We start from the raw sequence: 21,276 nt of genomic DNA on the forward strand, positions 1-21,276 counted from the left end.
TCTAATTGTATAACTATTAAATCCCTTGATTGCTATCAAGGGATTTTTTTGCATAAATTTTAAAATAAGTAAGTAGGTTTAATGTGTTAAGCTAATTGTATTGTGACTTGTTAGGTTTCTTTAATGAAGAATTATAAAGTTCTATTGTGTGTTTGTTGTTTATTTTTTGCTAACCAGTCTTTTGCTAAAACGATTTTGCCTAGTAACAAAACTAAGTTTGTTAGCTTGTTTAATAGTAAAGTTGGCGAGTATGAATTAGTTTCTGGCGATGCTCGCTATTGCGATTCAGGCTCATTAATGTGGCTTGATAAAAATAATACCGATTTGGGTTTTAGACTTGGCAGTTTAATTTCTTTTATTGATTTACATAATGGTACACAAACTAATAAAGTCCCTGATTTTTGCCTAGTGACTACAAAGTTTAAATATACGAATATTGGTTTAACAATGGATTTACGCCAAGACCGGTGTGACAATAATAACGATACATTAGATGTTAGCCGTACGCTAAATTTTGTTTCTGATACACAGTTAGAATACTTGATTAAAAATGCTAGTGTTCAGTGCAAGTTTGAATTAAAGCGTCTATAAATCGCATTTTATTTTTGGTATATCCCGCCAGCGGGTTGTGTACTGAGGCGATAAAAAATCTCTGTTCATATGCCAGCGATCGTTTAATTTACTACTTGCTAAGCCCAACATACCCTTGCCGTATCGGGTATTAATAGCATCTAAACAGCCCATTAACTTTGGGTTATCTTGTTGTGGTGCAAATAAGTCACTTTGCTGAAATTGCTCAGCGGTGAGTTCTAGTGCACCTACACCACATTTATAAAACCGCACGCCAGGTTGGTAAATTTTTTCAAACACCTCAGACACCGCATTGGCCATAACGCAAGTATCGTTTGTTGGCATACTAAACTGATACATATAAGACTTTTTATAAAATACATCTTCATGAGATGAGCTAGATGCAAAAATATATAATTGCTTTGTTAGCGACTTTTGGGCTCTTAGTTTTTTGCCCACAATAGTGACATGGTTAATTAAAGCGGTTTTAAGAGCGGTTGGTTCATAAATACGCTCTCCAAAGCTGCGAGTTGAGTAAATTTCGCGTTTATCTTGGCGTACATCATCCCAGTTTAAACATACTAAGCCATTAAGCTCGCTTACTGTGCGCTCTACCACCACACTAAAAGCGCGGCGCATAGTTTTTGGGTTTTGTTGAGCAAGCTGCCATGCGGTATTTATGTTCATTATTTTTAGCTTTTTAGCTAAGCGCTTGCCAATTCCCCATACATCTTGGCAGTCCATGCGCTGTAAAATAGCTCGCCGGCTTGCTTCGTCATTTATGACAGCAACACCGCCAAAGCCTGTTAATTTTTTAGCTGCATGATTTGCCGCTTTTGCAAGAGTAGGCGTTGGCCCAAAACCAACGCCCACGGGGAGCTTTGTTTCTCGCCATACGGTTCGTCTAATAAGGTGCCCGTAAGTATGCCAATCTTTTACAACGTTTTCATAGCCGCTAAAGTGCAAAAACGATTCATCAATACTGTAAATATGCTGGGTATCACAAAAGCGACCAATCACACTCATCATTCGGTCGCTTAAATTAGCGTATAGTTCATAGTTACTAGAGCGTACAACCACATTGTTTTGTTCTAATAACTGCTTAACTTTAAAATAAGGGCCAAATTTAGGAATATTAAGCTTACGCGCAATAGGGCATACCGCACAAACGCAGCCATCGTTATTGGTAAGTACTACGACAGGTTTTGAGCGAATGGCGGGATCAAATACTTTTTCGGCGCTGGCATAAAACGCCACGGCATCGACTAAGGCATACATGAAAGTAACTCAGGGCTTTGGCGATGCATCCGAATTGACAAATTGACTACGCCTTCAAGCTGAAACTCATCACTAGGCGTAATATTAACGGGTTGATATAAAGGCGAAGCCGATAGCAATCGAGCGTTTGTTTTATCAAGTAGCTTACACACAAATAAGCCATTTAAATTAGCCACAATTACATCGCCATCTTTAGCGTGCTCTGCTCGGTCTACTACGAGTAAATCACCCTCAAAAATCCCTACTTCTTGCATAGAGCTACCCGACGCAATACCAATAAAAGTGGCATCAGGGTGCTTTATTAATAGCTCATCAAGGGAAACGCCAAGCTCAGTGTATTGTGCGGCAGGAGATTCAAACCCGCAAATACCTGCTTCTATATAAATAGGAATAACAAACATAAATAAACAACCAAAACACATATACTGTATAAGTGTACAGTATATGTGTTTTGTTTAACTTATGCCAAGTAATGAAGTAAAGATCATTGCATATTTTTGATCATTTGCTGAGCCGTGTTTAAAAAGTCATTGATTTGATTTGGGTTTAACGTTTTACACATTTGATCGTTTATATGTTTTTCAGCGGCCAGTAATTTTTCAAAAAGCACGGCCCCCTGATCTGTAAACGTTAAAATAAAACAGCGCTTATCGTGTTCGCTGGCACACTTATTTATAAGCTTTAAAGCTATAAGTTCTTTTACAAGCCGCGCTATTTGAGCCTTATCTCGTTGGGTTTTATTCACAATGTCGTTTGCTGTGCACTGCGAGGTACTTGCAATAATATGTAAGCAACGTACATGCATTGCATTTAAACCGAGCTCGCTGGCATTAATGGCTTCGCGTATGGTTACCCGGTAGTTTTGCATTAACATAAATAGCGTATTGGCTAAAGAGGTGTTCATAATACATTCCAAATGGTTGACAAAGTCAATTAAATCTATATAGTTGATTTTATCAACCAATGGGGCGTTGTGCAATGTCTGCTTTATAAAGCAGTGATTTTTAATCAATGAGGTTAATTTATATGGCAAAAAAAGTACGCAAAGCAACAGTATTAAGCACACAGCAAATAACCCCGCATTTACAACGTATAGTTTTAGGCTCTGAAGAGTTTACAGATTTAACTTTTGATCATATTGGTAGTTATGTAAAAGTGCTTATTCCAAAAAACGGTGTGGCCGACTTCAATTTAAAAACAGCGTGTATGCGTTCGTACACAATACAAAATGTAAATAAAAGTAATGGTGCAATTACGCTCGATTTTGTTATTAATATGCACCAAGGCCCTGCAACTAACTGGGCTAAAGCCGCTAAAGTAGGTGATGAACTGGCTATTGCAGGCCCCGGTCCTAAAAAGCTAGATAATTTTACCCACCCTCGTTATATATTGATGGGCGATTTGACCTCAGTAAACGCTATAAAAGGCTACATTAAGCAATTGCCAATAAACGCCAAAATTGACGCGTTTATTCACGCCCCAACTGATGCGGATATAATCAGCTTAGATTCAACGCGCCAAGTCACTTGGTTAATAACTACAACGCCAGAGGTTGAGATGGCTAATGCATTAACCACACTACAGCATTATGAACAGCCACCTATTGTATTTATGGCACTTGAAGCTGGGCTAGTGCGTGAGCTTAAAGCGGCATTAACTAACAGGCTTTCTATACCAAGGGGCAACATAGTGGCATCAGGTTACTGGAAAAAAGGCTTAAATTCAGAAAGCTACAAGTTAGAGCGCCAAGCTAATAAACAAACGGCTTAACTTTTTATAGCTAAGTAAAATAGGTTACTTAGCTATTTAATACACTCGTCAATACTCATTTTTTATTTTAGTTAAGCAAGCGTACACCTAAGGCTTGCTAAAGTAGTGGCATCAATCAGTAATTTACAATTTAAATTAATTGATGTGATGCCTAAATATTTAAAATCAGAAAAACGCATTGGTCATTATTAGCTAAGTGTACTAATGGATGGTTTGTTGTTCTATTTTATCAATCAAACTGATTTAAACAATCAATTTTAAGGCATTACTTTAATTCTATAAAATGTATTCATTGAAACAAACATTATTAAATTAAAGGCAGGTACACCGTGAACTCTCTAAACAGCGCAACAGCTTCTTCAGTAACTAAAATAGCACAGCCTAAGGTTGCGTTAATTGCTGAAGGTGGCGGACAGCGAGGGATTTTCACCGCAGGTGTACTTGATGCGTGGTTAGAGCAAAACTACGACCCATTCGATTTATTTATTGGCACGTCGGCAGGTTCACAAAACTTAACAAGCTATTTAGCACGTCAAAAAGGTTACGCTAAACGCCTAATTAGAGGGCTGTCTCGTAATAAACGTTTTTTTCAGCTAGGTCGCGGCCTAATGGGAAAACACATTGTTGATTTAGACTGGTACTTTGATAAAACAAAAGAAGTAAATAGAGCGATTGACTTTAAAACAGCTAAAACGTCTTTAGGTGAACGTGAGTTACTTATTACTGCTACAAACGCACGCGACAGAAAAGCCTATTACTTATCGCCAACGGGTGAAGAGCATCAATGGAGAGAACTATTAAAAGCGTCAAGTGCTTTACCATTTTTATACAAACAAGGTGTTAAATTAACGCCTTGGTTAAATGCGCAAGCGGCTAACGAAACCACGCAAATTAGCAAAGCCCAAGAAGATTTTTTTCTTGATGGTGGGCTAGCAGCACCATTACCAGTACGCGAAGCGTATAACCGTGGGGCACGTAAAATTGTGGTTATTAGAACGGTAGATGCTGATTTTCAAGCGCAATCTGCATGGGTTCAAAAACTTAGATCGCTTGCTACAGCTGCCGGTTACTGCCCAAAAACACTCGACTACCTAATTCAGCACGAACAAGCTTACTTAGACGAACTAAACTTTATGGCAAACCCGCCAAGCGATGTAGAAATTATACAAATTTTTGCAGACGAAACACTGCACAGCAAATTATTAGGCAGTACAAACGACGATCTACGTAAAGATCATAAGCTTGGTGTAAAAGCAGGCCGAGAATACTTAAAAAGCCAAAATGCACGTATTGTAGATTACGCACACAGCTACGCCATGTAGCTGTGATTAACGCTTAAACTTAAGTTTAAGCGTTAATAAAGTGCCTTGGCAAAATTAAAGCGATGCTTTTTTTAGATTTATCGATGGTTTTTTATTGCTAATTGCCGCGCCTAATAAAATAAGTGCTAAAGCAATAAATACTGACCAATTAAAGGGAGCCTGCGAGGCGAGTATTAAAATAAAAGTAGAAAGCACCGGCGTTAAAAAGCTTAACGAGGCTAATAGAGAGCGGTTACCAAATTTCAAACCATGATCCCATAAATAAAATGCACCTCCCACTGGGCCTAACCCTAATAAAATAGCGCCTAGCCATTGTGAAACAGACAAACTAGTAACGGTTGTTTCAAAATAAAAATGTGCACAAAGGGCAAGCACAGCCACAATAAGTGAAAGCCAGCCTATGTCATCTACATGGCTATTAAATTGCGACATTAAATAAGAATAACTAGACCACAATACTGCGCAGCAACCTGCAAAAAAATACCCTAAGTAATACTCACTATTGATAGATAACCCACTGCCATCGGTAATTAAACTAAGCGTGCCTAAAAATCCCAGTAATCCGCCCAATATTGCTTTAAATTTAGACCCAGGGGTAGCCACAAAGACACCAAGTAATAATGGCCAAAGATACACTATTAAACTTACCTCAATTAAAGGACCGTATTTTAAAGCCATAAAATAACAAAAGTGAAAACCAAATAAGCCGGTAACACCTATTACAATTTGTTTTTTAGAAAGCTTTGGAGGGGTCAATAATGGCTGTTTTGTAGCAAAACGTTTTACTAATAAAATAATAAAAGAAAGTGCAAAGCACATAAAAAGTAACTGAAAAGCAGGGAGCGCTTTGGTTAAATTACCCAGTAAAGCTAAAAGCCCCCACGAAAATATTGCTAAAAAACCTATGTGTGTTGCCATTAATTACCCTCCGTAAATACTATGTACTAAGTGTATCAATATAGGCTTTTAAAAATATGCTAAAAAGACGGTATTATTGTTTGCTCTGACGCTATTTAACTACGTTCTGCTTGAGCTTTATTTATTATCTCGTGTGTAGGTTATCTACATTACTGCTTTGCAAATGCTTTAGATGGCTGTCCAAAGTATAAATTAAACCGGCGGCTAAACGCAGAGGCATCGTTATAACCGATGCGCTCGCCTACTAAAGCAATCGGTAAGTCTGAATGGGTTAAAAGGGCGCGAGCGTGCTGCATTCGCAACATAGTTAAATATTGCAGCGCACTCATAGTGGTACTTTTTTTAAACACAGTTTTAAATTGCGTAACGCTTAAACAGGCTATATCAGCCAGCTCTTTTAACGTGTAGGGGTAGGCTAAATTTTGCTTAACAGTGGTTATTACATTATCTATTCGCTTATCAATATTACTGTGGCTGCTTTGCTCACAAAGTAATAAGTAAAATAAATCAAAAGTTGAATTAGTAAGCTTTTCGTCGTTAACAACGAGCAGTTGCTGCTCTATAAACTGTAAGTAACTTAATAAACGGCTATCTATTGGGATTTTAGGGCATAAAAGGTTAATAAGGTTATCAGGAAGCGCGTCTAAATCTGCCACAATAAAACGCGCGGCTTCATCGGCTGTAAAAGCATGCACTACGTTTTTCTCTATAACGATACAACTGCCCGTACTCACCGTTGTTTTAAAGTCATTATTTAACGTTATGAAAATTTCCCCGTGTAGGGGTAAAACGAGTTGATAGTAATTATGCTGGTGGCGCTTTATATCTTGCGAATAATACCGAATAGAAAGCTTATTCATTGCCTACTCCATTACCTAATAAATAAATCGAGTATTGCCTAAAATACTTTAAGTAAAACATGGCGTTAATAAACCTATGTAGATGATAATAATATACTGGTTTCGCTATTTAAAATGCCTTCTATTTCGCGCACTTGCCTGAGTACGCCATCAAACTCACCTAAATTTGCCGCCTGTATTTCTGCTACTAAATCCCAAGCGCCGTTAGTGGTATGCAATTTAGTGAGCTCTGGTATGCCCCGCAGAGTTTTAATTACCTGCGATGTAGATTTACCCACCACTTCTACCATCATTATTGCTCTTACAGCTTCGGTTTCTATGTGTTCGTGTACACGCACGGTAAAGCCTAATATAGCGCCCGATGAAACTAAACGGTCTAAACGATTTTGAACTGTCCCGCGCGACACCTTTAAAACATCGGCTAGGGCTGAAATAGAAGCACGCCCATCTTTTCTTAATTCGGCTATTAAGGCGTTATCTAATGAGTCGTAAATGTATGGGATCATTCGCTTACCTCTAATTAATTTCATACAAAATACTAAAACTTTACATTTATGCATAGCAAATTGATAAAAATTACTACTATTTGTGTAAAGTATTGCCATATTAAATGGCATCTGTAGTCGATAAACTTATTTTAATTAGTTCATATTATTACAGAGGTAGTCATGAGTCATTTTATAGCAGAGCCAAAACAAGGCGTTCCATTTGTAAGTGTTCAAGCTATGGCTAAGCTAATAAATACATTAGGAATAGAAAACGTATTAGTTAGCCTAACTAACAAGTTAAAACAGGATTTTGCTCGGTGGCATGAGTTTGATAAATCGCCGCGTTATGCAGCTCACTCTCCGGATGGTGTAATAGAGCTTATGCCGGTAAGTGATGGAAAAATGTTTAGCTGTAAATATGTCAATGGCCATCCAAAAAACACGTTTAAGGAGCTTCAAACGGTTGCGGCTTTTGGTATTTTGTCAGATGTTGATAGCGGCTATCCGATAATGATTAGCGAAATGTGCCTATTAACCGCAATACGTACTGCTGCAACATCAGCGCTGGTGGCTACTTATTTAGCACCAAAAAACTCAACAACCTTAACTCTGATTGGTAATGGGGCTCAGTCAGAATTTCAGGCTTTAGCATTTAAAGCGGTATTGGGTATTACACACATTCGTTTATACGATATAGACAAAGCAGCTTCTCAAAAAGCATTTAATAACTTAAGCAATAAAGGCTTAACCGTGACTATCTGTAAAAGTGTAGAGGAAGCAATAAAGGGCGCGCACATAATTACCACATGCACGGCCGATAAAACCAACGCAACCATTTTAACAAACGATATGATCCCACAAGGTGTTCATATTAATGCGATTGGAGGCGATTGTCCTGGAAAAACTGAGCTTGATTCAGCGTTGTTGGAGCGTGCTAATGTATTTGTAGAGTACGAACCACAAACTAGAGTAGAGGGCGAAATTCAACAAATGAGCAGGTATTTTGCTGTAACCGAATTTCATAAAGTAATTAATAAACAGCACCTTGGTCGTACAAGCGAAAAAGAGCTTACTATTTTTGACGGTGTAGGCTTTGCAAGCGAAGACTTTAGCGCGTTAGTGTATATTCGCGAGCAGCTTATTAAGTCAGGAGAATACGAAATACTTGACCTGATCACTCAGCAGGGCGACCCGCGCAATTTATTTTCAGTTCTTGAAATACCGCATAAAGATAAAGAGAGTGCAGCATGAGCCTAACACAACAAGCACCGAGCGCGGTTGTTATGGTGCGTCCGCATCACTTTACGTCTAATCCACAAACCATGCTCGACAATGCATTTCAAAGCGAATGTGAAGCGAAAAATGAAAGCGAGCAAGCATTTAAAGAGGTGACCCACGCGGTTGAGTTACTACAAAGCGAAGGTGTAACCGTTCATTTATTTGAAGATGAGCAAACACACACACCCGACTCGGTTTTTCCAAACAACTGGTTTTCTACCCATCAAAATGGGCAATTAATTATTTACCCAATGTTTGTTGAAAACAGAAGATTAGAATATCGTAAAGATATAATTGATTTTTTAACGGATCACTATAAAGTGGCGGTAGTGACTGATTATGCGCATTTAGCGAAAGAAAATTCATTTTTGGAAGGGACCGGATCACTGGTGCTCGATCACCAATATAAACTTGCCTACGCGGTAGAATCCAAACGCACAACAAGATCGGTCGTTAATACGGTGTGTAATTTACTTTCGTTTAAGCCGGTTGTGTTTAACGCAACTGACGAGCAAGGTATAGCGGTGTATCACACTAATGTACTAATGTGTGTGGCTAGCAAGTTTGTAATGATTGGCTTAAATATGGTGCCTGAAGACCAACGCAGTGAGCTGGTAGGGCATTTTTTACAAAGCCATCACGAAGTAATTGATTTGTCGGTTGAGCAAATAAATAACTTTTGCGGAAATGCCATTGAATTACAAGGTAAAAATGGGCGAATTTTAGCGCTGTCACAAACCGCCTATAATGCGCTAACAGCCGAGCAAATAATTGCAATACAAAAAACGGCTAAACTGGTGCCTTTGCCCATACCTACCATTGAATCTGCTGGTGGTTCAGTAAGATGTATGATTGCAGGGGTACATTTACAAAGCAAATAACAAAAACTAAAGGCAACAAGGTTGCCTTTAGTACGTATAAAATATTAAGCGTTGCCAGTACATTTTAAAATGCCTATGTTAAAGCGCATAACTATAAAAATATAATAAGGAATCTGCAATGTTCGATACGGTAGTAAAAAGTGTAAATAACCTTTTGTGGGGAGAAGGTCAGGTACTCATTTATATTTTACTTTTCACCGGCGTATGGTTTTCTGTGCGTTTAAAAGCAATTCAAATAGTTAAATTTAAGCATATGTTTAGCCTATTAAAAGGCAGCAGTAAATGTAATAAAAATGATATTTCATCATTTCAGGCATTGTGTACAGGGCTTTGTGCTCGGGTAGGTACGGGTAATTTAGCCGGTGTTGCAGTCGCTATATCGCTTGGTGGCAGTGGTGCAATATTTTGGATGTGGGTTATTGCTATATTGGGCATGGCAACCGGATTTGCAGAAAGTATATTAGGCCAAGTGTATAAAATTCGCGATAGTAACGGCGAATTTAGAGGTGGCCCTGCGTATTACATTCAACAAGGGCTGGGAAGCCGTGCCTTCGCAATTGTATTTGCCGCGTGCTTATTTTTGGGGTACGGGTTTACTTTTAGCGCAATGCAAACCAATACGATTACTGATGCACTAAACTACGCATTTGAAGTACCCACGTTTTACTCAGGTATTGTTATTACAGTCCTTGCAGGCTCAATTATATTAGGCGGCTTTAAAGCCATTGCCCGGTTTGCAGAGCGCGTAGTGCCCATTATGGGCATTATTTTTGTATTAGCCGCCGTTATTATTACCGTTATAAACTTTACTCAAGTACCGGCCATGCTTAAAGATATATTTTTGTCAGCCTTTGGATTGCAAGAAGCGGGCGCAGGTGCAATGGGCGCTGCCATTAAAAATGGTATTCAACGCGGTTTATATTCTAACGAAGCCGGTGCAGGTAGTGTGCCGCATGCTGCAGCAAGCGCGAGCCCCATTCCTAATCACCCAGTAACACAAGGCTACATACAAATGCTTGGCGTGTTTTTCGACACCATTGTACTTTGTAGTTGTACCGCAGTTGTTATTTTATTAGCCGATGTAGATATAAGCGGCGAAATGGAAGGCATACGTTTAACACAAAGCGCTATGACCGCGCATTTGGCGCAAGGTGGCGTGTACTTTGTAGCTGCAGCCATTACGTTATTTGCCTTTACTTCGGTGGTAGCTAACTACGCCTACGCTGAAAGTAACTTACATCTATTTAAGCTTGATAACAAAGTAGGGCGTGGTATTTACACATTACTATATTTATCAATGATGTTGTGGGGCGCATCGGCCACATTAAAAGAAGTATGGGATTTAGCCGATATTGCGTTAGGGTTAATGACAGTCGTTAACGTAATAGCTATCATACTGTTAACACCTACTATTTTGTCGGTAACGCACGATTACCACACGCAAAGAGACAAAGGTATAGAACCCGAATTTAAAGTAAAAGATGTAAAAGTTCAGGGAAAATGCGAAGACGGCATTTGGGATTAATTCATGTATTTTAGCTAACTTTAACTACAAATAGCGGTTTTATGGCAGCATAAAACCGCTTTTTAATTTTGCATAACTATTCACATTTGTAGCGCGTTAAAGAGTTTAAAATACATATATAAAAGGTAAAAATACAGACATGATCGACATTGTCGCAGGGAAGAACGCAGCAAAAATAATAAACGAGCAAGGCTTTAGGCCTGAACTATTTACTTCATTTTTAGGCGCAAGTGGTGGGCCTAAATGGTTTACTTTATTTGGATTAGACAAATATATTTTTGGTGAATTTTTTAAAAACCGAACCCAACCGCTTAATTTAATTGGCTCATCAGCTGGCGCATTTCGCTCTGCGTGTTTTGCACAAAACGACCCGGTTGCCGCCATTGAGCGTTTAGCAACATCGTATTCGCAAACGCGTTATTCAAGTAATAAACCAACACCTGCTGAAATTACAATTAAAGCCCGCGCATTACTTGAAGATGTATTTGGCGATAATGGCGTGACCGAAATAATAAATAACCCCGTATTTAAAGCACATTTTATAGTCGCTAAATCTAATGGCTTTATCGCCAGCGAAAATAAATTAATTCAGCTTTTAGGTTTATCAAAAAGTTACATGCTTAACAGAATTAACCGAAAATTATTAGGCTCGCAATACGAGCGTTTTATTTTTGGTGCGCCAAACAGTAATTTATCAATAACCGACAGTTATAATTTTAAAACGCAAAACATAGCACTTAACCAAACAAACTTAAAAGATGCCTTACTTGCATCGGGCTCTATACCGCTTGTTATGCAAGGTATAAAAAATATTGCAGGCTCGCCACAAGGCATATATCGCGATGGCGGAATAATTGATTACCACTTTGATGTAAAAATTAATAACCCTGGCTTAATTTTATATCCACATTTTAACAGCGACCCAAAAGCAGGGTGGTTTGATAAAAACTTAAAACGCAAAGTAGCACCACAAAATTACGACAATGTGGTGATGATCACCCCATCAAAAGAATTTATAGCCGGCTTACCTTACGGAAAAATTCCAGACCGAAACGACTTTACCGATCTTGATGCCGACACGCGTATAAAATATTGGAATACCGTTTTTAATGAAACCGAAAAATTGGCAGAAGCATTTGATAAAGATTTAGATACGGCTAAGTTTGATTTTAAACGGTTCTAATTTTTCATGTTACTGACAACTGACAACTGACAACTGACAACTGACAACTGACAACTGACAACTGACAACTGACAACCCATAAATTACGTTATGTTAAATTGAATCATTAATAATAAAGCGAGCGTGATTATACAAATCAGCCCGCTTTTAGGAGAGTTATTAACGGTTAATTTAGCTCAGAATCTACCCAAAATTTAGTCCCTTTTAGAACAGCTTGTAGAGCAAGTCCATTTTCGGTTACAGAATATACAGTAACTTGGTCTGCAATGGCTTCGGCCACCAATGCTCCACCTTTATCTTCGTATTTTGCTGCAGCATCTGCGTTCCCACCAAATGCCCAACCGTGTTCAATAAATCTATTTACTGCTGCTTGGGTATGAAAAACCATAACTACATTAAAATCTTTAACACCTAAACCTAACCCTAAACCAGCTTCACCCATGTTCATGTAAGTAGATTTACCTGTTAGGTTATTTTTTACTACGCCATAACCACCACCAAAACTAGCAAGAATAACGTTAACATTCGCGTTATCAAAAACAGCATAACCAGCAGAGTTTGCTATTTGCGTTTTAACATCTGGCTTTTTAGTATAAAGTTTACTAAGTGTGTTACTTTTCATACTTTGTACTAAAGAACGTTTTTCACTAGGAGATGCACTACCAGTAGTCGCACAACCTGTGAGTATTAACGAGAGTGTAAGTAAAAATAATATACTAACTTGTTTCATAACTTTTCCTTAATAAGGTTTGGCATGGCCATTTAAGCATAGTCTAAAATAAACAGTTATTTACTATGTCCAATACTAGACAGTATCGGACTTAAAGGTTATTCTGTAACTAACTTATTTAATTGAATATATATACTATGCTTGTTGCGTTGGTCGATACGTTAAAACAATTAAGATATCAAATTGCTCATCTTGATGACGGTACTCTTAATTCGGAATACCCAGAACTTGCAACCTTTATACAGCAAGTTGCCTTGACTGTAACTGAATCAGAATCGGATCTTAAATTTTTATATCAATTTTTATATGTCTATGGCCGAAAATCAGAAGCAACATACAGTCGATTTAGAAACGAACTTGAACGATTTTATTTATGGTCGTGGTTAATTGCCGAAAAGTCAGTATTCGAATTAAAACGTGAAGAAATTGAAGCCTATGTTGATTTTATGGTTGAACCCGATAAAAAGTGGGCATCGACTTCTGTTCAGTGGCGTTATAAAGATGAGCAAGGTATTCGCCGATTAAATAAAAACTGGCGCCCTTTTATGCTTAAAGAATCTACGGCTAGCCAACAAACATTGTCGGCTATGTTTACAGCGCTGAATGTATTTTATAAATTTTCATTACTTGAAGAAAAAACGTTTGCTAACTTTGTACCAGTAGTGAAAAAAAATAGCCCGTATTTAGTTGTGCAATCTCAAATTCAGATCCCAGACACATTAAGCGATATACAATGGGAGTATGTGTTTGGAGTAACTCGCGATTTATGTGAACAAAACCCAGATTTAGAACGAAACTTATTTACCCTAGCGTGTTTAAAGGGATTATATTTAAGAATTTCTGAATTATCTGAGCGACCTCAATGGTCACCAGTTATGTCTCACTTTTGGCAAGATAACGACGGCTTTTGGTTTTTACGAATAATGGGTAAAGGTAACAAGCTACGAGATGTTACGTTAAGTGATGATTTTGTTGAATATTTAAAACGTTATAGATTATACAGAGGACTGCCTGCCCTTCCCCGCGTTGATGAAGCCGAGCCACTGGTTCATAAAATTAGAGGCCAAGGTGGTATGACTGTTAGGCAAATTAGGCGATTAGTTCAACAAAGTTTTGATTATGCGCAACAATCATTGTTGGATGATGGTTTTAAAGATGATGCTGAACAACTAGGTGCTGCAACTGCCCATTGGTTGCGCCATACGGGAGCAACACACGATGCGCAAACGCGGCCACTTAAGCATTTATCTGAAGATTTAGGACATGCAAAAATTGCGACCACCGATCAAATTTATATTCAAACAAATATTAAAGAGCGAGCAAAATCCGGAGCTAAAAGGAAAATTTAATGACCTACTTAGTGATAGCGTTTATAGGCGCTTTGTTTTTAATATATTCATTGACGCTTCGCCAACTAGAAAAAACAGAAGTAACTGGCCCAATGTTTTTTGTTATTGGCGGTATTACATTAGCCAATTTAATGCCCAATAATGGCGGTGAGTTAAAAGCGGGCGTTGATTTATTACTGCCGTTTATAGAATTAACTTTGAGTATATTTTTATTTTCGGATGCGGCTAAATCTAAACTAAGTGTATTAAGGCATAGTTTTCAATACCCTGGCTTATTATTATTTATTGCCCTCCCCTTAACATTATTACTGGGAATTGCGGTTGGTTTATTTTTGTTTGCTGAGCTTTCGTTAATTCAAGCGGCATTAATTGCTATTATTTTAACGCCAACAGATGCAGCACTTAGCAAAGGATTACTATCAAGCAGTGAAGTGCCCGAAAAAATTCGTGAAGGGATCAATACCGAAAGCGGATTAAATGATGGATTATGTGTACCCGTATTTTTAATATTTATTTTATTGGCAAAAAATCCTGAGTCGGCAATTACAACCTCTCATGTAGTGAGTGTATTTTCAAGAGAGTTAGGTATTGCATTACTTGTTGCTATAACGAGTATTTCGATTTTTATTCCAAGTTTAAATTTTGCAATGAGGCGGCATTACTTTGCTCAAAACACTAGCCCATTTTTATTATTAGGTTTTGCAATGGCGGTATTTTCTGTTACCCAATATTTGCATGGCAGTGGTTTTATTGCTGTGTTTGTAGCAGGTTTATTGTTTGATAAGTTTTCAACTAAAACAGTGCGTACTGAATTAATAGAAGATTCAGAACATATTGCTGATTTTACGTCTCTGATGATTTGGTGTTTATTCGGTTATGCGTGTGCTTATTTAGTCTTGCCAAAATTAAATTTTGAAATAGTAACGTATGCATTATTAAGTACTACATTGATAAGAATTATACCTGTAATGTTGTCACTACTTTTTACATCTTTAAATTTAAAAGAGCGTTTTACTTTTGCATGGTTTGGGCCAAGAGGATTGGCCTCAATTGTATTTACGCTTATGGTGATTGACGAGCAAATAGAAAATAAATTTCAGATTGCGAGCATTGCCATGACTACAATTTTGTTTAGTGTATTTATTCATGGTATTAGTACAAAACCGATTGCTGATAGTTTTAAAAGTGCAAAGTAAAATAAAAAAGGCGTAACTAAATTTAAGTTACGCCTTTTAAATATATTTAAAAAAATTTTAACTTAGTACATGGGCAAGTAATTCGATAGGATGTTTAGGCTTAAACTTTTCATAGCGTTTTACTTGGCTACGACACGAAAATCCAGTTGACAAAAGTTGCTCTGATTTAGTTTTTTCAACTATGGGTTTCCAACTCATTTCGTAAAGTGCGCGTGAGTTATCTTGATTTTGTGCTTCATGTCCGTAAGTACCCGCCATACCACAGCAACCGGTATTAGTTGTATTTAAAGTTAGTCCGATATCAGTAAATATAGTTTTCCAAACATTAGCTGCTTTTGGCAAAGATGTAGTTTCTGTGCAGTGACTTAATAATGTAAATTCAGTTTCATTATTATTTGCAGTTAGCCCTTTAAAAGATTGCGTTTCCAACCATTCGTGAGCAAGTTGTACGTTAAAATCGCCGCGGTTATTTTCTAAAATTGTGTTGTATTCATCGCGATAACACATAACCAAAGACGCATCTAATCCTACTAATGGCGCATTAATATCGTTTAACTGATTTAAAAATTCTGCGGCATTTTTGGCAGTTACTTTAAATTCGTGCAAAAAACCTTTTACATGTTGCGGTTTACCATTGGGTTTAAAGGGTAACAACATTGGTTTTTTACCAAGTTGAGTAATTAAGGTTATAAAACTTTCAACTAGTTCGGCTTCATAAAAGCTGGTGAACGGATCTTGAACTATTAAGACGTATTCACTTTGTTGTTCGGCAGTTAAATTATTTAAAAATTCAAAATTAAATTGCTGTGCTTTGTTTGTCCGATTTGCTAGTGACGGAATACTAAGTTGTGGTGTATCAACATAACCCACCGTGTTTTTAATTATGCTGCTAACAAATTTTGTTTTAACAATTGGGTTTATTATTTTACCGAATTTAGCCATAAGTGGCGCGCTACTTTCAATGTTACCCACTAAGTAATCTTTAAGTGGGCGCGCATAGTAACTGTGATAATAATTTAAAAAGCGAGCTCGAAAAGTAGGTACATCCACTTTAATAGGGCAAGCAGTTGTACATGCTTTACAGGCTAAACATTCATCCATAGATGCTTTTACTTCGTGTGAAAAATCGTAAAGGCCTTTCTTTTTTTCGCGGCTATGTACAAACCTTTCCCACCAGGTAATTACTTCACCTTTATTTAATTCTTTTTCTACACCTAGCAGATCTATGCTTTTAGATTCTTGAAGGCGTAGCCATTCACGCATTAAACTTGCTCGCCCTTTTGGTGAGTTACGGCGATCGCCTGTTACTTTATACGACGGACACATTGGCGAGTTTTCATCATAATTAAAACAAATACCATTTCCGTTACAGGTCATGGCGTTGTTGAAACTCGTTTTAACATCGATTGAAATTTGTTTGTCGAACCACGATCTTTTTTGCCCATCAACACTAACTAGTGAGTCTTCACTATCGATAGGTGTGCATATTTTCCCTGGGTTTATTCGGTTATATGGGTCGAACGCTGTTTTAATGATGCGCAGTTGGGTAAATAAATGTTCACCAAAAAACTCAGGTCCATATTCACTTCGGTAGCCTTTACCATGTTCGCCCCACATTAAACCGCCGTACTTGGCTGTGAGTTTAACCACTTCATCTGAAATGGTACGTAAAAGTTTTTCTTGTTCAGGATCGCACATATCCAGTGCGGGTCTTACATGTAAAACACCGGCATCAACATGGCCAAACATACCATATTGTAAATTATGACTGTCGAGTAAGGCTCTAAACTCAACTATATAATCGGCTAAATTTTCAGGCGGTACTGCAGTATCTTCTGCAAAGGCCAATGGCTTTTGGCTGCCTTTTACGTTTCCAAGTAAACCAACTGACTTTTTACGCATTGCGTAAATTTTTAAAATGTCACTTTTATCATTTGTTAGCTGGTAGCCTATTACACCATTGGTTTGATTGGCTACACATTCATCTAATAATTTACAAAGCGTATCTACTTTGTCTTTTATATCGTCGGGTGATACTGCATTAAACTCAACCATGTTGAGCCCTTGCATATTTTTATTTGGTACATCGGTTATTAAGTCCGATACTGAATGCCAAATGATATCTTCGCGAGCAAGGTTTAATACTTTGCTATCGACAGTTTCAACTGAAGTTGCACGGGCATCAACTAAAAATGGAGAGTGTCGAAGTGCTGAATCAAAGCTATCGTATTTAATATTTATAAGTGTTTTGAATTCGGCAATCGGTGTAAGGTTTAATTTTGCCTCGGTGACAATACCTAGTGAACCTTCTGAACCTGTTATTAAACGGCTCATATCAAAAGTAAGTAAGTCATCACTTAGGACGTGCTCTAAGTCATAGCCGGTTAAAAAACGATTTAACCGAGGAAATTTATTTAAAATAGCATCTCGTTCATCAATGGCTATATTAAGTACAGTTTTATATATTGTGCCAACTAGCGTGTCTTGCTCTCCAATTATTTTTGCTTTTTCGACGTTTATTGGAGCGGTACTCATTGGTGTACCGTCTACTAAATAGGTTGTAAGGCCTAAAACATGATCGCTTGTTTTACCGTAAACAAGTGAACCTTGCCCTGAAGCATCGGTGCTGATCATACCGCCTATAGTTGCACGATTACTGGTAGATAAGTCAGGAGAAAAGAAAAATCCATAAGGTCTTAAAAAGTCATTTAGCTGATCTTTTATTACGCCAGTTTGAACTCGAACCCACCCTTCTTCGACATTAATTTCGAGAATTTCACGCATGTAGCGGGATAAATCAACAACGATACCTGGTGTTAAAGACTGACCATTAGTGCCTGTTCCACCACCGCGCGGTCCAAATGTTAATGATAAAAAAGGGTCCCGTGATGCAGTTTGCAAAGCAAGTTGAATGTCTTTTTCATTTTTTGGAAAAATGACACCTTGAGGCAATTGCTGGTAAATACTGTTATCGGTTGAAGCGGTAATACGTGTTGCATAACTTGCATCGGTATCACCGGTAAAGCCTTGCTTTTGTAATGTATTTAGGTAATTTGCGACAAGGTCTGACGCGGCATCTTGCTGAGTAATTGTTGCGATCATAACGGCATACTTTTAGACATTTGGTTAATTATATCATGCTGATTGCTAATAGAAATTGAAGAATTTACAGTTTGTAACACTCTTTTAGTCGATTTAAGCGCTGCTGTAATTATAATCAAGTTAACTACATGAGAGGTCATTTATATGAAAAAAATTGTATTACAGATCATGGGTGCGTTATTTATTTTATTAGGATTAATATTTGCGGTTGTACCTGGTCCATCACTTATATTTTTTATGGCTGGTTTATTGTGTTATTCGTTTTATTACCCAAAAGCGCGTTATTTGACCCTTTGCCAAAAAGCACTGACTAAATCTTGTCAGTATTTAGATAAAAAATTAGCACGCAGTTAAAATAAATTGACCAACAAAAAAGCCAGCAATATATGCTGGCTTTTACATAGCTATAACAGGTTACTAAGCTAATTTTTTAGCTAAGTATAACCAAGTTTCGATTACTGTATCTGGGTTTAATGATACAGAGTCTATACCTTGGTCAACTAACCATGCAGCAAAGTCTTCATGATCTGAAGGACCTTGTCCACAAATACCTACATACTTTCCTTTTGCTTTGGCTGTTTGAATTGCCATAGAAAGAAGCTTTTTAATTGCAGGGTCACGCTCGTCAAACAAATGAGCAATTAAACCAGAATCTCGGTCTAAACCTAGTGTTAACTGTGTTAAATCGTTAGATCCAATTGAAAAACCGTCAAAGTGTTCTAAGAACTCTTCGGCAAGTAATGCATTTGACGGCAGCTCACACATCATAATTACTTTAAGACCATTTTCGCCACGTTTTAGGCCATGCTCTTCTAATAATTCAATTACGCGTTTACCTTCTTCAAGTGTACGTACGAAAGGAATCATGATCTCAATGTTAGTCATGTCCATAGTATTGCGCACACGCTTGATTGCTTCACACTCTAATGCAAAACAGTCGCGGAAGTCTTCTGATATATAACGTGCTGCACCACGAAAACCAATCATTGGGTTTTCTTCTTCAGGTTCGTATTGTTGGCCACCCACTAAGTTAGCGTACTCGTTTGATTTAAAATCAGACATACGAACAATTACTCGCTCGGGAGCAAACGCACAACCTAGCGTTGAAATACCTTCAACAAGTTTTGAAATATAAAACTCTACTGGTGAATCGTAACCAGCAATCATGTCGGTTATTTCTTCTTTAAGGGCATCTGTTTGTGCGTCAAAATTTAATAATGCTTTTGGATGCACGCCAATCATACGGTTTATGATGAATTCAACACGTGCAAGGCCAACACCTGAGTGTGGCAAACGTGCAAAGTCGAATGCGCGGTCCGGGTTACCCACGTTCATCATTACTTTCATTGGTAGGTTTGGCATTTCGTCAACACGTGAAGTAAGCACTTCAAAGTCTAAAATACCTTCGTAAATGAAACCAGTATCGCCTTCGGCACATGATACAGTGACTTCTTGACCAGCTTTGATTAGGTCGGTTGCATTGCCACATCCTACAACTGCAGGGATACCCAGTTCACGAGCAATGATTGCTGCGTGACATGTGCGGCCACCACGATTTGTAACAATCGCTGCTGCACGCTTCATGATAGGTTCCCAGTCTGGGTCGGTCATGTCGGTGACTAAAATATCACCAACTTGCACTTGATCCATTTCATCAATCGAGTCAAGAACACGAACAACACCGCTACCAATTTTATGACCAATTGCACGACCTTCTACAACAACTTTACTCGAACCGTTTAACTGAAAACGCTCCATTACATTTGTATCTTCGTTTGAACGCACAGTTTCTGGACGAGCTTGTACTATATATAGTTTGCCGTCGTTGCCGTCTTTTGCCCATTCGATGTCCATTGGACGACCGTAATGTTTTTCAATGATTACAGCTTGCTTAGCAAGGTCTTGTACTTCTTCATCTGTAATCGAAAATTTGTTAGAAAGTTCAGGGTTTACGTCAACTATTTCTACTTGTTTACCATGTGCTTTGTCGTTTGAATAAATCATTTGAATGGCTTTAGAGCCAATATTACGACGCACTACAGATGGCTTATCTTTTAGTAATGTTGGTTTATGTACATAAAATTCGTCTGGGTTAACAGCACCCTGTACAACCATTTCACCTAAACCGTAGCTTGAGGTTACAAATACAACATCTTCAAAGCCAGATTCAGTGTCGATACTGAACATAACGCCAGATGCTGATTTATCAGAGCGTACCATACGCTGTATGCCTGCTGATAATGCAACACCACGATGATCGTAACCTTGGTGAACACGATAAGAAATTGCGCGGTCGTTAAACAAAGATGCAAATACATGCTTTATAGCAACCATAACCGAATCGATGCCAACAACATTTAAAAATGTTTCTTGTTGGCCTGCAAAAGATGCGTCTGGCATATCCTCAGCGGTTGCTGATGAACGTACAGCAAATGACACATCAGCTGATGTGTCGCCATGAAGTTGGCTGTATGCATCGCGAATGGCTTGGTCTAAATTTGGTTGGAATGGTGTATCGATTATCCATTGGCGGATATCGGCACCTACTTTGGCGAGTGTATTTACATCATCAACATCGAGTGTATCTAGGATGTCATGAATTTTGGCATTGAGTCCTGATTGGTCTAAAAACTCATTAAAAGCATCGGCGGTTGTTGCGAAACCACCCGGTACTTGTACACCAGCGTTAGCTAGGTTAGAAATCATTTCACCAAGAGAGGCGTTTTTACCGCCAACTCGAGGAACATCTTGCATACCAAGCTCTTGATACCAGAGAACGTATTCTTGCACGGGTCTTTCTCCAAAAAACAAATTGTAGTTGAAACT

Annotated in this window: 19 protein-coding genes; 10 read left to right on the forward strand and 9 right to left on the reverse strand. The window is 38.1% G+C overall.

Annotated elements, in window-relative coordinates:
- The first annotated feature begins 123 nt into the window (after nt 1–123).
- Complete coding sequence (locus MTP24_RS16380) at nt 124–591, forward strand: hypothetical protein (protein ID WP_243534237.1); 468 nt, start codon at nt 124–126, stop codon at nt 589–591.
- Here the strand turns inward: MTP24_RS16380 and MTP24_RS16385 are convergent.
- From MTP24_RS16385 to MTP24_RS16395, 3 genes are all read right to left on the reverse strand, one after another.
- Nucleotides 586–1,848, reverse strand: a complete 1,263-nt coding sequence (locus MTP24_RS16385; protein ID WP_243534239.1) for a Y-family DNA polymerase — start codon at nt 1,846–1,848, stop codon at nt 586–588. The two genes, MTP24_RS16380 and MTP24_RS16385, sit on opposite strands and share 6 nt — an antisense overlap.
- Nucleotides 1,836–2,249 (reverse strand): translesion error-prone DNA polymerase V autoproteolytic subunit, encoded by a 414-nt coding sequence (gene umuD / locus MTP24_RS16390; RefSeq protein WP_243534241.1) that lies wholly within the window; start codon nt 2,247–2,249, stop codon nt 1,836–1,838. The genes MTP24_RS16385 and umuD overlap by 13 nt, the downstream gene beginning before the upstream one ends.
- A gap of 83 nt (nt 2,250–2,332) precedes the next feature.
- Entirely contained in the window at nt 2,333–2,752 is a 420-nt protein-coding gene (locus MTP24_RS16395) for a MarR family transcriptional regulator (RefSeq protein WP_243534243.1), read from the reverse strand.
- Nucleotides 2,753–2,874: 122 nt separating this feature from the next.
- Here MTP24_RS16395 and MTP24_RS16400 point away from each other — a divergent pair, with 122 nt between their 5' ends.
- Complete coding sequence (locus MTP24_RS16400; RefSeq protein ID WP_243534245.1) at nt 2,875–3,618, forward strand: siderophore-interacting protein; 744 nt, start codon at nt 2,875–2,877, stop codon at nt 3,616–3,618.
- A gap of 329 nt (nt 3,619–3,947) precedes the next feature.
- The gene (locus MTP24_RS16405) at nt 3,948–4,940 is read left to right on the forward strand and encodes a patatin family protein (RefSeq protein ID WP_058552270.1); all 993 of its coding nucleotides are present in this window, start codon (nt 3,948–3,950) and stop codon (nt 4,938–4,940) included.
- A 54-nt stretch (nt 4,941–4,994) separates the two neighbouring features.
- Here the strand turns inward: MTP24_RS16405 and MTP24_RS16410 are convergent, their stop codons facing one another.
- The 3 genes from MTP24_RS16410 to MTP24_RS16420 form a co-directional block, all read right to left on the reverse strand.
- A complete protein-coding gene (locus tag MTP24_RS16410) occupies nt 4,995–5,858 on the reverse strand; it encodes an EamA family transporter (protein ID WP_243534247.1) in 864 nt (287 codons plus the stop codon).
- Nucleotides 5,859–6,007: 149 nt separating this feature from the next.
- Nucleotides 6,008–6,718 (reverse strand): helix-turn-helix domain-containing protein, encoded by a 711-nt coding sequence (locus MTP24_RS16415; protein WP_243534249.1) that lies wholly within the window; start codon nt 6,716–6,718, stop codon nt 6,008–6,010.
- Nucleotides 6,719–6,792: 74 nt separating this feature from the next.
- The gene (locus MTP24_RS16420; protein ID WP_010556171.1) at nt 6,793–7,224 is read right to left on the reverse strand and encodes an Lrp/AsnC family transcriptional regulator; all 432 of its coding nucleotides are present in this window, start codon (nt 7,222–7,224) and stop codon (nt 6,793–6,795) included.
- A gap of 162 nt (nt 7,225–7,386) precedes the next feature.
- On the opposite strand from MTP24_RS16420, the gene MTP24_RS16425 reads away from it, so the two are divergent.
- The 4 genes from MTP24_RS16425 (at nt 7,387) to MTP24_RS16440 (ending at nt 12,073) form a co-directional block, all read left to right on the forward strand.
- On the forward strand, nt 7,387–8,457 hold the full coding sequence (locus MTP24_RS16425; protein ID WP_243534254.1) for an ornithine cyclodeaminase: 1,071 nt from the start codon (nt 7,387–7,389) through the stop codon (nt 8,455–8,457).
- Nucleotides 8,454–9,365 (forward strand): arginine deiminase-related protein, encoded by a 912-nt coding sequence (locus MTP24_RS16430; RefSeq protein ID WP_243534257.1) that lies wholly within the window; start codon nt 8,454–8,456, stop codon nt 9,363–9,365. Before MTP24_RS16425 ends, MTP24_RS16430 begins: the two co-directional genes overlap by 4 nt.
- A gap of 118 nt (nt 9,366–9,483) precedes the next feature.
- A complete protein-coding gene (locus MTP24_RS16435) occupies nt 9,484–10,890 on the forward strand; it encodes an alanine/glycine:cation symporter family protein (protein WP_243534259.1) in 1,407 nt (468 codons plus the stop codon).
- Nucleotides 10,891–11,029: 139 nt separating this feature from the next.
- The gene (locus MTP24_RS16440; protein WP_243534261.1) at nt 11,030–12,073 is read left to right on the forward strand and encodes a patatin-like phospholipase family protein; all 1,044 of its coding nucleotides are present in this window, start codon (nt 11,030–11,032) and stop codon (nt 12,071–12,073) included.
- Between the two features lie 166 nt (nt 12,074–12,239).
- Here MTP24_RS16440 and MTP24_RS16445 read toward each other — a convergent pair whose 3' ends face one another.
- On the reverse strand, nt 12,240–12,803 hold the full coding sequence (locus tag MTP24_RS16445; protein ID WP_006794784.1) for a YSC84-related protein: 564 nt from the start codon (nt 12,801–12,803) through the stop codon (nt 12,240–12,242).
- Nucleotides 12,804–12,940: 137 nt separating this feature from the next.
- On the opposite strand from MTP24_RS16445, the gene MTP24_RS16450 reads away from it, so the two are divergent.
- A complete protein-coding gene (locus MTP24_RS16450) occupies nt 12,941–14,152 on the forward strand; it encodes a tyrosine-type recombinase/integrase (RefSeq protein WP_243534527.1) in 1,212 nt (403 codons plus the stop codon).
- Nucleotides 14,152–15,348 carry a cation:proton antiporter gene (locus MTP24_RS16455; RefSeq protein ID WP_243534263.1) on the forward strand — a complete coding sequence of 399 codons (1,197 nt, stop codon included), beginning with the start codon at nt 14,152–14,154 and terminating at the stop codon, nt 15,346–15,348. The genes MTP24_RS16450 and MTP24_RS16455 overlap by 1 nt, the downstream gene beginning before the upstream one ends.
- Before the next feature lie 57 nt (nt 15,349–15,405).
- Here the strand turns inward: MTP24_RS16455 and MTP24_RS16460 are convergent, their stop codons facing one another.
- The gene (locus MTP24_RS16460) at nt 15,406–18,450 is read right to left on the reverse strand and encodes an FAD-binding and (Fe-S)-binding domain-containing protein (protein WP_243534265.1); all 3,045 of its coding nucleotides are present in this window, start codon (nt 18,448–18,450) and stop codon (nt 15,406–15,408) included.
- A gap of 144 nt (nt 18,451–18,594) precedes the next feature.
- Between MTP24_RS16460 and MTP24_RS16465 the strand changes: the two genes are divergently transcribed.
- Nucleotides 18,595–18,804: a PGPGW domain-containing protein gene (locus MTP24_RS16465; RefSeq protein ID WP_243534267.1), complete on the forward strand. Its 210-nt coding sequence runs from the start codon at nt 18,595–18,597 to the stop codon at nt 18,802–18,804.
- 63 nt (nt 18,805–18,867) lie between these two features.
- On the opposite strand, the gene ppsA is transcribed toward MTP24_RS16465, so the two are convergent.
- Nucleotides 18,868–21,240, reverse strand: coding sequence for a phosphoenolpyruvate synthase (ppsA, locus tag MTP24_RS16470; protein ID WP_033025757.1), 2,373 nt, complete (start codon nt 21,238–21,240; stop codon nt 18,868–18,870).
- Nucleotides 21,241–21,276: the final 36 nt, after the last annotated feature.

This window comes from Pseudoalteromonas sp. APM04 (assembly GCF_022809815.1).
GTDB lineage: Bacteria > Pseudomonadota > Gammaproteobacteria > Enterobacterales > Alteromonadaceae > Pseudoalteromonas > Pseudoalteromonas marina.

Coding starts and splice junctions, on each gene's coding strand:
- MTP24_RS16380 (WP_243534237.1), top strand. CDS start 124: ATGAAGAATTATAAAGTTCTATTGTGTGTTTGTTGTTTATTTTTTGCT.
- MTP24_RS16385 (WP_243534239.1), bottom strand. CDS start 1,848: ATGTATGCCTTAGTCGATGCCGTGGCGTTTTATGCCAGCGCCGAAAAA.
- umuD (WP_243534241.1), bottom strand. CDS start 2,249: ATGTTTGTTATTCCTATTTATATAGAAGCAGGTATTTGCGGGTTTGAA.
- MTP24_RS16395 (WP_243534243.1), bottom strand. CDS start 2,752: ATGAACACCTCTTTAGCCAATACGCTATTTATGTTAATGCAAAACTAC.
- MTP24_RS16400 (WP_243534245.1), top strand. CDS start 2,875: ATGGCAAAAAAAGTACGCAAAGCAACAGTATTAAGCACACAGCAAATA.
- MTP24_RS16410 (WP_243534247.1), bottom strand. CDS start 5,858: ATGGCAACACACATAGGTTTTTTAGCAATATTTTCGTGGGGGCTTTTA.
- MTP24_RS16415 (WP_243534249.1), bottom strand. CDS start 6,718: ATGAATAAGCTTTCTATTCGGTATTATTCGCAAGATATAAAGCGCCAC.
- MTP24_RS16420 (WP_010556171.1), bottom strand. CDS start 7,224: ATGATCCCATACATTTACGACTCATTAGATAACGCCTTAATAGCCGAA.
- MTP24_RS16425 (WP_243534254.1), top strand. CDS start 7,387: ATGAGTCATTTTATAGCAGAGCCAAAACAAGGCGTTCCATTTGTAAGT.
- MTP24_RS16430 (WP_243534257.1), top strand. CDS start 8,454: ATGAGCCTAACACAACAAGCACCGAGCGCGGTTGTTATGGTGCGTCCG.
- MTP24_RS16435 (WP_243534259.1), top strand. CDS start 9,484: ATGTTCGATACGGTAGTAAAAAGTGTAAATAACCTTTTGTGGGGAGAA.
- MTP24_RS16440 (WP_243534261.1), top strand. CDS start 11,030: ATGATCGACATTGTCGCAGGGAAGAACGCAGCAAAAATAATAAACGAG.
- MTP24_RS16445 (WP_006794784.1), bottom strand. CDS start 12,803: ATGAAACAAGTTAGTATATTATTTTTACTTACACTCTCGTTAATACTC.
- MTP24_RS16450 (WP_243534527.1), top strand. CDS start 12,941: ATGCTTGTTGCGTTGGTCGATACGTTAAAACAATTAAGATATCAAATT.
- MTP24_RS16455 (WP_243534263.1), top strand. CDS start 14,152: ATGACCTACTTAGTGATAGCGTTTATAGGCGCTTTGTTTTTAATATAT.
- MTP24_RS16460 (WP_243534265.1), bottom strand. CDS start 18,450: ATGATCGCAACAATTACTCAGCAAGATGCCGCGTCAGACCTTGTCGCA.
- MTP24_RS16465 (WP_243534267.1), top strand. CDS start 18,595: ATGAAAAAAATTGTATTACAGATCATGGGTGCGTTATTTATTTTATTA.